The 14,753-nt window shown below is 69.0% G+C and carries 17 protein-coding genes; all 17 read right to left on the bottom strand.

Going from position 1 to position 14,753, the window contains the following annotated elements:
* Positions 1-4: 4 nt before the first annotated feature.
* The 17 genes from nuoK to PKE85_RS07665 all read right to left on the bottom strand — a co-directional run bounded on the left by nuoK (position 5) and on the right by PKE85_RS07665 (position 14,695).
* Positions 5-313 (bottom strand): NADH-quinone oxidoreductase subunit NuoK, encoded by a 309-nt coding sequence (nuoK, locus tag PKE85_RS07745; RefSeq protein WP_271204226.1) that lies wholly within the window; start codon positions 311-313, stop codon positions 5-7.
* A 2-nt stretch (positions 314-315) separates the two neighbouring features.
* The gene (locus PKE85_RS07740; RefSeq protein ID WP_271204225.1) at positions 316-945 is read right to left on the bottom strand and encodes an NADH-quinone oxidoreductase subunit J; all 630 of its coding nucleotides are present in this window, start codon (positions 943-945) and stop codon (positions 316-318) included.
* A 226-nt stretch (positions 946-1,171) separates the two neighbouring features.
* A complete protein-coding gene (gene nuoI / locus PKE85_RS07735; protein ID WP_271204224.1) occupies positions 1,172-1,660 on the bottom strand; it encodes an NADH-quinone oxidoreductase subunit NuoI in 489 nt (162 codons plus the stop codon).
* Between the two features lie 30 nt (positions 1,661-1,690).
* The gene (locus PKE85_RS07730) at positions 1,691-1,924 is read right to left on the bottom strand and encodes a hypothetical protein (protein WP_271204223.1); all 234 of its coding nucleotides are present in this window, start codon (positions 1,922-1,924) and stop codon (positions 1,691-1,693) included.
* The gene (nuoH, locus tag PKE85_RS07725) at positions 1,921-2,928 is read right to left on the bottom strand and encodes an NADH-quinone oxidoreductase subunit NuoH (RefSeq protein WP_271204222.1); all 1,008 of its coding nucleotides are present in this window, start codon (positions 2,926-2,928) and stop codon (positions 1,921-1,923) included. Before nuoH ends, PKE85_RS07730 begins: the two co-directional genes overlap by 4 nt.
* Before the next feature lie 148 nt (positions 2,929-3,076).
* On the bottom strand, positions 3,077-5,158 hold the full coding sequence (gene nuoG, locus PKE85_RS07720) for an NADH-quinone oxidoreductase subunit NuoG (RefSeq protein ID WP_271204221.1): 2,082 nt from the start codon (positions 5,156-5,158) through the stop codon (positions 3,077-3,079).
* Positions 5,159-5,306: 148 nt separating this feature from the next.
* Positions 5,307-6,608, bottom strand: a complete 1,302-nt coding sequence (gene nuoF, locus PKE85_RS07715) for an NADH-quinone oxidoreductase subunit NuoF (RefSeq protein WP_271204220.1) — start codon at positions 6,606-6,608, stop codon at positions 5,307-5,309.
* Between the two features lie 2 nt (positions 6,609-6,610).
* Positions 6,611-7,480, bottom strand: a complete 870-nt coding sequence (gene nuoE / locus PKE85_RS07710; protein ID WP_271204219.1) for an NADH-quinone oxidoreductase subunit NuoE — start codon at positions 7,478-7,480, stop codon at positions 6,611-6,613.
* Between the two features lie 196 nt (positions 7,481-7,676).
* Complete coding sequence (locus PKE85_RS07705) at positions 7,677-8,861, bottom strand: NADH-quinone oxidoreductase subunit D (protein ID WP_271204218.1); 1,185 nt, start codon at positions 8,859-8,861, stop codon at positions 7,677-7,679.
* Positions 8,854-9,288: a GFA family protein gene (locus PKE85_RS07700; RefSeq protein WP_271204217.1), complete on the bottom strand. Its 435-nt coding sequence runs from the start codon at positions 9,286-9,288 to the stop codon at positions 8,854-8,856. Before PKE85_RS07700 ends, PKE85_RS07705 begins: the two co-directional genes overlap by 8 nt.
* On the bottom strand, positions 9,281-9,727 hold the full coding sequence (locus PKE85_RS07695; RefSeq protein WP_271204216.1) for a GFA family protein: 447 nt from the start codon (positions 9,725-9,727) through the stop codon (positions 9,281-9,283). The genes PKE85_RS07700 and PKE85_RS07695 overlap by 8 nt, the downstream gene beginning before the upstream one ends.
* Positions 9,728-9,738: 11 nt before the next feature.
* A complete protein-coding gene (locus PKE85_RS07690) occupies positions 9,739-10,356 on the bottom strand; it encodes an NADH-quinone oxidoreductase subunit C (RefSeq protein ID WP_271204215.1) in 618 nt (205 codons plus the stop codon).
* Between the two features lie 9 nt (positions 10,357-10,365).
* Complete coding sequence (locus PKE85_RS07685; protein ID WP_271204214.1) at positions 10,366-10,947, bottom strand: NuoB/complex I 20 kDa subunit family protein; 582 nt, start codon at positions 10,945-10,947, stop codon at positions 10,366-10,368.
* Positions 10,938-11,303 carry an NADH-quinone oxidoreductase subunit A gene (locus PKE85_RS07680; RefSeq protein ID WP_271204213.1) on the bottom strand — a complete coding sequence of 122 codons (366 nt, stop codon included), beginning with the start codon at positions 11,301-11,303 and terminating at the stop codon, positions 10,938-10,940. Before PKE85_RS07680 ends, PKE85_RS07685 begins: the two co-directional genes overlap by 10 nt.
* A gap of 391 nt (positions 11,304-11,694) precedes the next feature.
* Positions 11,695-12,645 (bottom strand): cell wall hydrolase, encoded by a 951-nt coding sequence (locus tag PKE85_RS07675; RefSeq protein ID WP_271204212.1) that lies wholly within the window; start codon positions 12,643-12,645, stop codon positions 11,695-11,697.
* A gap of 98 nt (positions 12,646-12,743) precedes the next feature.
* Positions 12,744-13,469, bottom strand: a complete 726-nt coding sequence (locus tag PKE85_RS07670) for a type 1 glutamine amidotransferase (protein WP_271204211.1) — start codon at positions 13,467-13,469, stop codon at positions 12,744-12,746.
* A 98-nt stretch (positions 13,470-13,567) separates the two neighbouring features.
* The gene (locus tag PKE85_RS07665) at positions 13,568-14,695 is read right to left on the bottom strand and encodes a ribonucleotide-diphosphate reductase subunit beta (RefSeq protein ID WP_271204210.1); all 1,128 of its coding nucleotides are present in this window, start codon (positions 14,693-14,695) and stop codon (positions 13,568-13,570) included.
* Between the last annotated feature and the right edge of the window lie 58 nt (positions 14,696-14,753).

Here is a 14,753-nt window from a genome sequence, read left to right as displayed (position 1 = left end):
GCCCTCACCCCTTCATCCGGTTGATGTCCTCGACCGCGATCGTGCCGCGGTTGCGGAAATAGACCACGAGGATGGCGAGGCCGATCGCGGCCTCGGCGGCGGCGACGGTGAGCACGAACAGCGCGAACACCTGGCCGTTCAGGTCGCCCATATGGGTGGAGAACGCCACGAAGTTGATGTTCACGGCCAGCAGGATCAGCTCCACCGACATCAGGATGACGATCACGTTCTTCCGGTTCAGGAAGATGCCGAGCACCCCGAGCGTGAACAGGATGGCGGCGACCGTGAGGTAATGTCCGAGACCGACGTCCATGGTCAGACCGTCCCCTCCGAAAGGCCCTCGCCCGGACGCGCCTTCACCACCTCGATGGCGGTGGCGGGGCCGCGGGCGACCTGGGCCGAGATGTCCTGGCGCTTCACGCCGGCGCGGCGCTCGCGCAGCGTCAGCACGATGGCGCCGATCATGGCGGTGAGCAGCACGAGGCCGGCCGCCTGGAATAGCAGCAGGTGCTCGGTGTAGAGCACGCGGCCGAGCGCTTCCGCGTTGGTGACGTCGGCGGGGATCGGCGCGGACGGCGTGACCGTGCTCTGAGCCCCGCCGAAGCTCCAGGTTCCCACCACCAGCACCAGTTCCACCAGAACGATGGCGCCGACCAGCGCGCCCACCGGCAGATACTGCAGGAAGCCGTCGCGCAACTCCGCGAAATCCACGTCGAGCATCATGGTGACGAACATGAACAGCACCGCGACCGCGCCCACGTAGACGACCACCAGGATCATCGCCAGGAACTCGGCGCCCATCAGCACGAACAGGCCGGCCGCGTTCACGAAGGCGAGGATCAGGAACAGCACCGAATGCACGGGGTTCTTGGCCGCGATCACCATGAAGGCGGAGGCCACGGTGACGGTGGCGAAGAGATAGAAGAACAGGGCGGCGAAGCTCATGCGCGAAGGTCCTTGCGCGGAAGGTCGGCGCCGGCGAAACGCTGGCCCTTCACCTCTCCCCGGCGGGGAGAGGTCGGCGCGAAGCGCCGGGTGAGGGGGAGGCTGCGGGCGAAGCGGACCGAAGCCCCCTCACCCGCGAGGCTGACGCCTCGCGACCTCTCCCCGCCGGGGAGAGGTGACCGTGGCGCCTGTCGCCGGCGCGCCGAGACTGTCGTCATCACGGCCCTCACCGGTACGGCGCGTCGAGCGCGATGCGGCGGGCGATCTCCCGCTCCCAGCGGTCGCCGTTCGCGAGCAGGCGCTCCTTGTCGTAATAGAGCTCCTCGCGGGTCTCGGTGGCGAACTCGAAGTTCGGCCCCTCGACGATGGCGTCCACGGGACAGGCCTCCTGGCAGAAGCCGCAATAGATGCACTTCACCATGTCGATGTCGTAACGGGTCGTGCGCCGCGTGCCGTCGTTGCGGCGCGGGCCGGCCTCGATGGTGATGGCCTGCGCCGGGCAGATGGCCTCGCACAGCTTGCACGCGATGCAGCGCTCCTCGCCGTTGGGGTAGCGGCGCAGGGCGTGCTCCCCCCGGAAGCGCGGGCTGATGGCGCCCTTCTCGAAGGGGTAGTTGATGGTCGCCTTGGGCCGGAAGAAGTAGCGCATCGACAGAAAAAACGCCGACACGAACTCCTTCAGGAACAGCGAGCGGGCCGCTTGGTCGAGCCGCATCTCCAACCCTCGTCTCCTCATGCGGGCGTCTCAGCCCGCGAGCAATTCCACGGCCACATAGCCGACGATCGCGATCTCCACGATCGTGGTGGCGATGACGATCGGACCGGCGAGCCGGCGGATCGTCGTGAATTTCGCGGCGTCCTCGGGAGACGCCCGTCCGATCTGCGCATCGAGGCCCGCGTTGATCACCCGCGCCCCGATCCACCCGAGAACCGCGCCCGCGACCGCGCCCGCAAGCGCGCCGAGGGCGCTGAAGCTCACGGCGCCCAGCCCGTGAACTGCAGCACGCCGGCCACGATCACCACCATGGCGAGCGAGATCGGCAGGAACACCTTCCAGCCGAGCCGCATGAGCTGGTCGTAGCGGTAGCGGGGCACGAAGGCCTTCACCATGGCGAACATGAAGAACACCAGGCACATCTTGCCCACGAACCAGATCACGCCCGGAATCCAGGTGAATGGCGCGAACGGGATCGGCGACAGCCAGCCGCCGAGGAACAGGATCGTGGTCAGCGCGCACATGGACATGATCGCCACGTACTCGCCCAGCATGAACAGCAGGTAGGGCGTGGAGCCGTATTCGGTCATGAAGCCGGCGACCAGCTCCGACTCCGCCTCGGGCAGGTCGAACGGCGGCCGGTTGGTCTCGGCGAGCGCGGAGATGAAGAACACCACGAACATCGGGAACAGCGGCAGCCAGTACCAGCCGAACACGCCGGCGGCGGTGTCCTGAGCCCGCACGATGTCCGACAGGTTCAGCGAGCCGACGCAGAGCAGCACGCAGATGATCACGAAGCCGATCGAGACCTCGTAGGACACCATCTGCGCCGCCGAGCGCAGCGCGCCCAGGAACGGGTATTTCGAGTTCGACGACCAGCCGCCCATGATGACGCCGTAGACGCCGAGCGAGGAGATCGCGAACACGTAGAGGATGCCCACGTTCAGGTCGGCGATGACCCAGCCGTCCGCAAGCGGGATCACCGCCCAGGCGCCGAGCGCCAGGAAGCAGGTGACCAGCGGCGCCAGCAGGAACACGCCCTTGTTGGAGCTGGACGGGACCACCGGCTCCTTCAGCACGAACTTGAGCAGGTCGGCGAAGGACTGGAACAGGCCGAACGGCCCGACCACGTTCGGACCGCGCCGAAGCTGCACCGCCGCCCAGACCTTGCGGTCGGCCAGCAGGATGTAGGCGATGAACACCAGCAGCGCGACCAGCAGCGCGAGGCTCTGGGCGAGGATCAGCAGCACCTGGAGAAGGGTTTCCACGTTATCCGCCCTCACTCAGCCGCTGCGACACGCGCCGTCATGCCCGGCGCATGCCGGGCATCCACGACTTGGACGTCGACCGCCGCGCCACGAAAGTCGTGGATGCCCGCATTCGCGGGCATGACGGACGAGCTTGCTCGCACATTCATCACTCCGCGGCCTCCGCCAGCGACCCCTGCCGGAGCGCGCTCATCTCGGCCATGATGGCCGAGGCGCGGGCGATCGGGTTCGTCAGATGGAAGTCAGACACGGCGTTCAGGAACACGTCGCCCGAGAGCGCGCCGCCGGCTTGCGCCAGACGCGAGAGGTCCGCCGGGTCGCCGGCGGCGACCGCGTCCACCGCGCCGAAATGCGGATGGGCCGCGACCAGCGCCGCGCGCAGCTGCGCCAGCGAGTCGTAAGGAAGACGCGCGCCGACCTGGTCGGACAGGGCGCGCAGGATGGCCCAGTCCTCCCGCGCCTCGCCGGGCGGGAAGGTGGCGCGGTTCGCCACCTGCACCCGGCCTTCGGTGTTGACGTAGAGGCCGGACTTCTCGGTGTAGGCCGCGCCCGGCAGGATGACGTCGGCGCGGTGCGCGCCGCGGTCGCCATGGCTGCCGAGGTAGACCACGAAGGCGCCGGGCGCGACCTCGATCTCATCCGCGCCGAGCAGGATGGCCACGTCGAGCCCGCCGGGCGCCGCCATCTCGGCCGCGGTCTTCGCCCCCTCCCCCGGAACCAGCCCGAGGTCGAGCGCGCCCACGCGGGAGGCCGCGGCGTGCAGCACCGCGAGGCCGTTCCAGCCCTCGGCCCGAGCCTCGACGCCCTGCGCCAGCCTCGCGGCGGCGGACAGCACCGCCGCGCCGTCGGGACGTGCCAGCGCGCCGGCGCCGATCAGGATCAGCGGCCGGCTGGCCCCCGCGAGAACCCGGGCGAAGGAGTGCTTGCCCTCCACCAGCTCGATCAGGCTGTCGGTCCCGGCGCCGATGTGCTCCGCGCCATAGGTGAGGTCGGCGCGCTCGCCGATCAGCCCCACGCGCACGCCGCGCTGGCGCCACGCCCGGCGGATGCGGGCGTTCAGCACCGGCGCCTCGAGCCGCGGGTTGGAGCCCACGATCAGGATCGCGTCCGCCTCGTCGACGCCGGCGATCCCCGGATTGAACAGGTAGCTTGCGCGGCCCGCGGCCGGATCGATCGCGGCGCCGTCCTGGCGGGCGTCGATGTTCGCGACGCCGAGACGGCTCAGCAGATCCTTCAGCGCGAACATCTCCTCGGCCGCGGCGAGATCGCCGACGATGGCGCCGATGCGGGCCTTGTCGGTCGTCTTGATCTTCTCCGCGACCTTCGCCAGCGCTTCGGGCCACGACGCCGGGCGCAGGCGGCCGCCTTCACGCACGTAGGGCCGGTCCAGCCGCTGGGCGCGCAGGCCGTCCCACACGAAGCGGGTCTTGTCCGAGATCCACTCCTCGTTCACCTCGTCGTTGACGCGCGGCAGGATGCGCATCACCTCGCGCCCGCGGGCGTCCACCCGGATGGCGGAGCCGAGCGCGTCCATGACGTCGATGGACTCGGTCTTCGACAGCTCCCACGGCCGGGCCTGGAAGGCGTAAGGCTTCGAGGTCAGCGCGCCCACCGGGCACAGGTCGATGACGTTGCCCTGCAGCTCCGACGACAGCGCGGATTCCAGATAGGTGGTGATCTCCATGTCCTCGCCGCGGCCGATGGCGCCGAGCTCGGCGACGCCGGTGACCTCGGTCACGAAACGCACGCAGCGGGTGCAGTGGATGCAGCGGGTCATGGTCGTCTTGACCAGCGGCCCGATGTGCTTGTCCTCGACCGCGCGCTTGTTCTCGTGGAAGCGCGAGCCCGAGACGCCGTAGGCCATGGCCTGGTCCTGCAGGTCGCACTCGCCGCCCTGGTCGCAGATCGGGCAATCCAGCGGGTGGTTGATGAGCAGGAACTCCATCACCCCCTCGCGCGCCTTCTTCACCATGGGCGAGCGGGTGGAGACCACCGGCGGCTCGCCGTTCGGCCCGGGGCGCAGGTCGCGCACGCCCATGGCGCAGGAGGCCACCGGCTTGGGCGGCCCGCCCTTCACCTCGACGAGGCACATGCGGCAGTTGCCGGCGATCGACAGCCGCTCATGGTAGCAGAAGCGCGGAATCTCGGCCCCCGCCGCCTCGCAGGCCTGCAGGATGGTGTACTCGGCCGGGACGTCGACCTCGGCGCCGTCGACGATGATCTTGGTCATGGGCGGTTCCGCCTCGGCTTCACGTCATGCCCGCGCGCAGCGCGGGTATCCACGATTTGATGGCCGCCGCCCTCCACGCCGAAGTCGTGGACGCCCGAGCACAGCTCGGGCATGACGGCGTGGGGCTGGATCAAGCCGGCCATCGCGCTCACTCCGCCGCCATGGCGTAATCCCGCGGGGCGGGGTTCGCGGCGTAGTCGTCGATGCGCTTCTCGATCTCGTGGCGGTAGTGCCGGATCAGGCCCTGCACCGGCCAGGCCGCGGCGTCGCCGAGCGCGCAGATGGTGTGGCCCTCCACCTGGGTGGAGACCTCCAGCAGCATGTCGATCTCGCGCTTTTCGGCGCGGCCGACCGCCATGCGCTCCAGCACGCGCCACATCCAGCCCGTGCCCTCGCGGCAGGGCGTGCACTGGCCGCAGCTCTCGTGCTTGTAGAAGTGCGAGATGCGGGCGATGGCGCGCACGATGTCGGTGGACTTGTCCATGACGATCACCGCCGCCGTGCCGAGGCCCGAGCGCAGGTTGCGCAGGGTGTCGAAGTCCATGGACAGGTCCTGGCACTGGTGCTCGGGGAGCACCGGCACCGACGAGCCGCCGGGGATGACCGCGTAGAGGTTGTCCCAGCCGCCGCGGACGCCGCCGCAGTGCTTCTCCACCAGCTCGCGGAAGGAGATGCCCATCTCCTCCTCCACGTTGCACGGCCGCTCCACGTGGCCGGAGATGGAGAACAGCTTGGTGCCGGTGTTGTTGGGCTTGCCGAGGCCCGCGAACCACGCCCCGCCGCGCCGCAGGATGGTGCCCGCGACCGCGATCGACTCCACGTTGTTGACCGTGGTCGGGTTGCCGTAGAGGCCCATGTTGGCCGGGAACGGCGGCTTCAGGCGCGGCATGCCCTTCTTGCCTTCGAGGCTTTCGAGCAGCGCGGTCTCCTCGCCGCAGATGTAGGCGCCGGCGCCGTGATGAACGTAGATGTCGAACGGCCAGCCGTGCGTGTTGTTCTTGCCCACCAGATTGGCGGCGTAGGCCTCGTCCACGGCGCGCTGCAGCGCCTCGCGCTCCCGCACGTATTCGCCGCGAATGTAGATGTAGCAGGCGTTGGCGTGCATCGCGAAGGACGCGATCAGGCAGCCCTCGATCAGGAGATGCGGGTCGTTCCGCATGATCTCCCGGTCCTTGCAGGTGCCGGGCTCGGACTCGTCGGCGTTGACCACCAGATAATGCGGACGGCCCTCCTGCGGCTTCGGCATGAAGGACCACTTGAGGCCGGTGGGAAAGCCGGCGCCTCCGCGTCCGCGCAGGCCGGAGGCCTTCATCTCGGCCACGATCCAGTCCCGGCCCTTGTCCAGCAGGAACTTGGTCTCGTCCCAGGCGCCACGCTTCAGCGCCGACTGGAGGTCGGCGCCGCGGCGGCCGTTGAGATTGGTGAAAATCCGGTCGCGATCGGTCAGCATCGTCACGCCTCCTTGTCGCCGGGCTTGGCGGGCGCGCTCGCGCCGGAGCCGAGATAGGGCTGGCCCTCGCGGCGGCTGCGGTCCGCGGGACGCTCGGCCACGGCGGGCTTGGCGTCCGCAGGCTGCGCATCGGCGTCCGGCTTCGAGCCCGCGGCCTTCGCCTCGGGCCGGGCGGCCTCGGCGGGCTTCGCCGCGGCTCCCGCTTCGGCCGCGTCGACCTTGGCCTCCTCGCTGAAGCGGCTCTTCCAGCCGCCGACCACCGAGCCGTCATAGAGGCTCTCGTCGGTGAGCGAGGTGTCGCCGCCGAACGGCGCGGAGCAGGAGCGGCCGGTCTGGGAGCCGGTCGTCACGGCGCGGCCGGCGCGCAGGTCCTCGAGCAGCGCCTCGAAGCTCTCGGGGCTGAGGTCTTCGTAATAGTCGAAGTTGATCTGGACCATGGGCGCGTTGGCGCAGGCGCCGAGGCACTCCACCTCGAGCCAGCTCAGCTTGCCGTCGGCGGTCACATGGTTCTGCTCGCCGATGAGCTTGCGGCACACGTCCTTCAGCCGCTCCGCCCCCCGCAGCGCGCAGGGGGTGGTGCCGCAGAGCTGGACGAAATGCTCGCCCACCGGCTTCAGGTTGAACATGGTGTAGAAGGTCGCGACCTCCATCACCCGGATCACCGGCATGCCCAGCATCTCGGCGACCCGGCGGATCGCCGGCTCCGGCAGCCAGCCGTCGTGCTGCTCCTGCGCCTTCCACAGCAGCGGAATGACGGCCGAAGCCTGACGGCCTTCCGGATATTTGGCGATCTGCCCTTCGGCCCACTGCAGGTTGTCCTGCGTGAACTCGAAATCGGCGGGCTGGACCTCGGCGAGACGACGGACGGACATCAGGCGGCGCTCCCCGCGGGCAGGATATGGCTCCCACCTCTCCCCAGCGGGGAGAGGTCGCGAGGGGAAGCCTCGCGGGTGAGGGGGCGAAGGCGTTCCGGAGAAGACCGAAGCCCCCTCACCCGGCCCTGCGGGCAGACCTCTCCCCGCCGGTGAGAGGTGAAGGCCCGCGCCCTGCCTGTGCGAACGACGAGCCTCACCGGTCCACCTCCCCGAACACGATGTCGAGCGAGCCGAGGATGGCGGAGACGTCGGCCAGCATCGTGCCGCGGCACAGGTGGTCCATCGCCTGCAGGTGGGCGAAGCCGGGCGCGCGGATCTTGCAGCGGTACGGCTTGTTGTCGCCGGTCGAGACCAGATAGACGCCGAACTCGCCCTTGGGCGCCTCGACCGCGGCGTAGACCTCGCCTTCGGGCACCCGGTAGCCCTCGGTGTAGAGCTTGAAGTGGTGGATGAGCGCCTCCATGGAGCGCTTCATCTCGCCCCGCTTCGGCGGCGCCACCTTGCCGTCGAGGGTCGCGACCGGCCCGCGCTCCGTCTTCAGGCGCGCGCAGCACTGCTGCATGATGTGCGTCGCCTGCCGCATCTCCTCCATGCGGATGAGGTAGCGGTCGTAGCAGTCGCCGTTCTTGCCGATCGGGATGTCGAAATCGAGGTCGGCGTAGCAGTCGTAGGGCTGCGACTTGCGCAGATCCCACGCCGCGCCGGAGCCGCGCACCATCACGCCCGAAAAGCCCCATGCCCACGCCTCGTCCAGCGGCACCACGCCGATGTCCACGTTGCGCTGCTTGAAGATGCGGTTCTCGGTCAGCAGCGCGTCGATGTCGGCGAGCGCCTTGTAGAAGCCCACGCACCAGCGATCGATGTCCTCGATCAAGGCGTCGGGCAGGTCCTGATGCACGCCGCCGGGGCGGAAGTAGGCCGCGTGCATGCGCGAGCCCGAGGCGCGCTCGTAGAACACCATCAGCTTCTCGCGCTCCTCGAAGCCCCACAGCGGCGGGGTGAGCGCGCCCACGTCCATGGCCTGGGTGGTGACGTTGAGGAGATGGGAGAGGATGCGGCCGATCTCGGAATAGAGCACGCGGATGAGCTGGGCCCGCATCGGGATCTCGACGCCCAGCAGCCGCTCCACCGCGAGGCAGTAAGCGTGCTCCTGGTTCATCGGCGCGACGTAGTCGAGCCGGTCGAAATAGGGCATCGCCTGCAGGAAGGTCTTGGTCTCGATCAGCTTCTCGGTGCCGCGGTGCAGCAGGCCGATGTGGGGATCGACGCGCTCCACCACCTCGCCGTCGAGCTCCAGCACAAGGCGCAGCACGCCATGCGCCGCCGGATGCTGCGGGCCGAAGTTGATGGTGAAATTGCGGATGTCGGCTTCAGCCACCGGCCTGCTCCTGCCCGCTCATGCGCGCCATGAACTCCGCCCCGGTCAGTTTGGCCGTGTCTTCGGCGAAACTGTAAAGGGCGGGCTTGTCGTCGATGAAAATCTCTTCGGCGAAGACGATGCCCGACAGGTCGTCGAAGGCCTGCAGCGAGGCGACCGCCGCGGAGCCGTCGCGCATGCGCCAGAACAGGCTGGAGCCGCAGTTGCGGCAGAAGGCCCGCTCGCCGTAGTCCGACGAAGCGTAGGCGCCGAGCGGCGACTCGTCCTCGATGACGAGCTCCGTCACGGGCACGCCCATGAACGCGCCGCCGCTCCAGCGCCGGCACATGCCGCAATGGCACACGTCCATATGCGGGCCCGGACGGGCGGTGAAGCGCACCGCGCCGCAGAGGCAGCCGCCGGAACGGATGGGCCGAGGCTCAGACATGGGCGGCCTCCGCCGTCGGCGCGGCCCCGATCAACCCCTGCGACTGCGCGCCGGTCAGGCGCGCGCGGGCCCCGGCGAAGACGTAGTTCGCCGGCTGCTCATCCACGAACACTTCGCTCGCGAAGGGAAAACGACCGCAATCCTCGACCGCCTGCGCCGAAACGTCGGCCGATCGCCCGTCCAGATGGCGGAACGCGAGCGTGGAGCCGCACTGAGCGCAGAAGCCGCGCTCCGCGAAGGCCGAGGACTGGAAGAAGCGCGCGCCGCCGCCCGACACGCTCAGGCTCGCCGGCTCCACCGGCAGATAGAGATAGACCCCGCCGGTCCAGCGGCGGCAGCTGTCGCAATGGCAGGCGTGCATGGCGCCGTCCTCGAGGACCGCCTCGAAGGTCGCCTCGCCGCACAGGCACCGCCCGCTGATCCGCTCTCCCGCCGCCATCGCCGGGGGCCTCAGTTCGCCTTGGCCTTCTCGTCGCCGGGCAGCACGTAGTCCGTGCCTTCCCAGGGCGAGAGAAAGTCGAAGTTGCGGAACTCCTGGTTCAGGCGCACGGGCTCGTAGACCACGCGCTTGGCCTCGTCGTCCCAGCGCACCTCCACATAGCCGGTGGTGGGGAAGTCCTTGCGCAGGGGGTGGCCGTCGAAGCCGTAGTCGGTGAGCAGGCGGCGCAGGTCCGGATGGCCGGAGAACAGCATGCCATAGAGGTCGTAGGCCTCGCGCTCGAACCACAGCGCGCCGGGGAACACGCCGGTGACGGAGGGCACCGGCTCCACGTCGTCGGCCTCCACCTTCACGCGCACCCGCGTGTTCCGGTAGGGCGACAGCAGGTGATAGACCACGTCGAAGCGCTTCTCGCGCGCCGGCCAGTCCACGCCGCAGACGTCGACGAAGGAGACGAACCGGCACGCGGGGTCGTCGCGCAGGAAGGTCAGGACCTCGACGATCCGAGCCGCTTCGGCCGTCACCGTCAGTTCGCCATAGGCGACGGAGGCAGACAGCACGTCCGCCCCCAGCCCCTCGGCGATGCGCGCCGCCAGCGCGTTCAGAACCTCGTCAGGAGAGACGCTCATGCCTGGCCCTCACCGCTCGATCGTGCCGGTGCGGCGGATCTTCTTCTGCAGCAGCAGAACGCCGTAGAGCAGCGCCTCGGCGGTCGGCGGACAGCCGGGCACATAGACGTCCACCGGCGCCACGCGGTCGCAGCCGCGCACCACCGCATAGGAGTAGTGGTAGTAGCCGCCGCCATTGGCGCAGGAGCCCATGGAGATGACGTAGCGCGGCTCCGGCATCTGGTCGTAGACCTTGCGCAGCGCCGGAGCCATCTTGTTGGTCAGCGTGCCGGCGACGATCATCACGTCGGACTGGCGGGGGCTTGCGCGCGGCGCGAAGCCGAAGCGCTCCACGTCGTAGCGCGGCATGGAGACCTGCATCATCTCCACCGCGCAGCACGCCAGGCCGAAGGTCATCCACATCAGCGAGCCGGTGCGGGCCCAGGTGATGAGATCCTCGGTGGAGGTGACGAGGAAGCCCTTGTCGGCCAGTTCGTCGTTCACGCCGGTGAAGAAGGCGTCGTCATGGCCGAGCGGGCGGCCGGAAGCGTCGGTCAGGCCCTTGGGGGCCGGCGCCACCAGCGTTCCGGGAGACGTCGGGCTCAGTCCCATTCCAGGGCTCCCTTGCGCCATTCATAGATGAAGCCGATCGTCAGCACCCCGAGGAACGCCATCATCGACCAGAAGCCGAACAGGCCGACCTCCTTGAACGCCACCGCCCAGGGGAACAGGAACGCGACCTCGAGGTCGAAGATGATGAACAGGATGGCGACCAGATAGAACCGCACGTCGAACTTCATGCGCGCGTCGTCGAACGCGTTGAAGCCGCACTCGTAAGCCGAGAGCTTTTCGGGATCCGGGTTCTTGTAGGCGAGCAGGAAGGGCGAGGCGAGCAGGGCCACGCCGATCACGAGCGACACGCCGAGGAAGATCACAAGCGGCAGATAGTCCGCGAGCAGATCGGGCATTGGCTTCGCCGCCTCCGTTCCTCATGGCCGGATCGCGGCGCCTTCAGGCGCGCCCGCCCGGTCCTTCGGGTCGGTTCACGCTTGGCATGCCACGCGCGCCGACGCCCTTTTGGCGAGGCTTAGACCCCTGCCACTTTAGGTGCAAGACCCTGCGCTTCAGAAGCTGAACAATTCCAGCCGAAACGAAAAAATTCTTTCCCGTCCTTGATCTTCGCATGGATCGCCGCATGCGACGCCATGTCCGCGCGTCGTTGCGCCATCGCGCGGAAAACAAACGCAAAAAGGCCGGGTCGGCGTTCCGCCGACCCGGCCTTTTTGATGGGAATGTGATGGGTTTCGAGACCTTCGAACGCGCCGTGTCCGCCTTACGAAACCAGCGGATCGAAGAGGATCAGCGGCCGGGAATGACCCCCGCCTCGATCAGCTCCTCGATGGTCTTCGGGGCCCGCAGGGCCTCCGGCTCCCGCGGCGCCGGCAGCGGCGCGGCGGAGGCCAGCGCCATGCGCTCGCCCGGATCGATCACCCGGCGCGGCGCGGGCCTCGGCTCCGGCCCCTCGCGCCATACGGACACCGGCCGCGGGTTGGCGCGGTAGGGCTCGATCGGCGCCGCCTCATAGGCCGGACGGGCGTCGGCGACCCGAATCGGGCGCGGCGCAGGCGCCCGCTCCGCAACGCGCGGCGGCAGGGCCGCGACGCGGATCTCCTCGCGCGTCTCACGCGCGCGGCGCTCGGCCATGTGGCTCTCAACCGCATGACGTTCCGCGGCCTCCGTCGGCGCATGGCGGGCCACATAGACCGGGCGGCTCGGCTCCAGCGAGGCCATGCGCACGCGCTCGGTCGCCGCGATCGACTCCTGGCTCGCGATCATCACGCCCGGCGCCGGACGGCGCTTCTCATAGAAGGCGTTGCCGCCGGCGATCGCCACGTAATGCATGTTCCGGTACGGGAACTTGTAGCCGGCGGTGTGGAAGAACATGGACTTCGAGCCCACGCGCGGATTGCGCGCGCCGGAGAGCACCGCGTCCGCCATGCGATAGGCGCGCGGTTTGCCGCTGTCGGTCATGGGCCGGGTCAGAACGCCGGGGGCGAACTGGTTCGGCTGCCCGATCACGCCGCAGACGGTGCGCGGGTAGCGCCCTGACGCCACGCGGTTCATGACCACCGTGCCGACGGCAAGCATGCCGTCGTCGCTGGAGCGGTTGGATTCGAAATACATCACGCGGGCCATACACTCCCGCGCGCTGAGGCTCACCCTGCTGACCTTGGGCGAATGCCCGCAGGCCGCCGCCACAAGCGGCAGAACCAACGCGGCGAAGAGCTTCGCCGTCCTCGACAACGCCATACGCATACGCAACTCACCAGCTTTCGCCGGGCGGACTGTCGCCGCCGGGCGACGCCCAACCTCAAACGTCAGATTAGCGCCCGGACGTCATCAAACGCTTAACGACTCGACGCGGTCGCGATCAGCGCGCCCACATTGCGATCGAACCGCTCCGCGACCGCCCGGAAGTCCGGCAGCTTGCGCCGCACCTCGTCCTCCAGCGCCCGCGCGCCCTCGGCGCCGAGGGTCGCCTTCAGGCTCGCGGCGTATTCCGGCACCGCGGCCCACTCGTCCACCGTCGTGTCCGTGATCTCCAGATGAAACTGGACGCCATAGGCGCGCGCGCCCCAGCGCATGGCCTGCGTCGCACAGGCGGCGTTGGCTGCGAGCGCCGTCGCGCCGTCAGGCAGGCGCGCCACTTCCGCGCCATGCCACTGCAGGGTCTCGATGCGGGGATCGAGGCCGGCGAAGACCGGATCCGCCGCGCCTTCGGGCGTCAGCTCCACGGTCGTGACCCCCACCTCGGGCCGCGCCATCAGGCCGACCTCGCCGCCAAGCGCGGACGCCAGAAGCTGGTGGCCCAGGCAAACGCCGAGATAGGGCCGGCCGGCGCGCGCCCAGGCCGCGATCGCCGCCTTCTCCGCCACGAGCCAGGGGTGTTCGTCCTCCTGCCACACGTCCATGGGGCCGCCCATGACGGCCATCAGGTCGAAGCCGTCCAGATCGGGGACCGGCTCGCCCTCGTCCAGCTCCACCGCGCGCCAGTCGTGGCCGGATCGGGCCCAGAACTCCCGGAACACGCCGGGATGCTCCACCGCGAGATGCTGAAACACGATGATCTTCACGGGGCTCGCTCCGGGCGCGGGAGAGGTGTCGGCGCCACTATCGCCCCTCCCCTCGCCCGAGGCCAAGCCCGGAACGCCAGCACAACGAACAGGCGCCGTCAGTCCCAGGCGAGAGCCCCGCCGTTCTGATATTCGATGACGCGGGTCTCGAAGAAGTTCTTCTCCTTCTTCAGGTCCATAGCCTCCGACATCCACGGGAAGGGATTTTCCGTGGCCTCGAAGGCCCAAGGCAGGCCGAGCTGGGCGCAGCGGCGGTTGGCGATAAAGCGCATGTACCGCTCGCAGGCCGCGGCGTTCAGCCCCAGCAGGCCGCGCGGCAGCACGTCGCGGCCATAGGCCGCCTCCAGCTCCGCCGCCTCCCGGATCATGGCGAGCGCTTCCGCCTGGAAGGCGGAGGTCCACAGATGCGGGCTCTCCGCCTTGATCTGATTGATGACGTCGACGCCGAAGTTCAGGTGCAGGCTCTCGTCGCGCAGGATGTACTGATACTGCTCGGCGATGCCGACCATCTTGTTGCGGCGGCCGAGCGACAGGATCTGCGCGAAGCCGGTGTAGAACCACATGCCTTCGAACACCACGTAGAAGGCGATCAGGTCCTTCAGGAAGGCGCCGTCGGCGGCCGGCGTGCCGGTGCGGAAATCGGGGTCGTCGAGATGGCGGGTGTGGTTCAGCGCCCAGGCGGCCTTGTCGGTGATCGACGGCGCCTCGCGATACATGTTGAACAGTTCGCCTTCGTCCAGGCCGAGGCTCTCCACCACATACTGGAAGGTGTGGGTGTGGACGGCCTCCTCGAAGGCCTGCCGCAGCAGATATTGCCGGCACTCGGGATTGGTGAGGTGACGGTAGATCGCCAGCACGATGTTGTTCGCGACAAGACTCTCCGATGCGGCGAAGAAGCCGAGATTGCGCTTGACCATGCGCCGCTCGTCATCGGTGAGGCCGTCGCTGGACTTCCACAACGCGATGTCGGCCTGCATGGACACTTCCGTCGGCATCCAGTGGTTGTTGCAGGCGGCGAGGTACTTCTCCCAGGCCCAGCGGTATTTGAGCGGCAGAAGCTGGTTGACGTCGGCGCGGCAGTTGATGAGCCGCTTCTCGTCCACGGTGACGCGGCCGCCGGAGCGGTCGATGACGCCGAGGCCGCTCTGGACCGGACCGGAGGAGGCCGGATCGGCGGGGAGCAGGGCGGCCGATTTCGGAGAGGCGGGTTCGGACCAGTCGAGCACGGGAGGCCTCATTCTGTTTCAAGCGGCGGCAACGCTCGCGGAACGAAACGCCGTCATG

Source organism: Methylopila jiangsuensis (genome assembly GCF_027922305.1).
Lineage (GTDB): Bacteria > Pseudomonadota > Alphaproteobacteria > Rhizobiales > Methylopilaceae > Methylopila > Methylopila jiangsuensis.
This window is presented reverse-complemented; position numbering and strand designations above follow the sequence as displayed.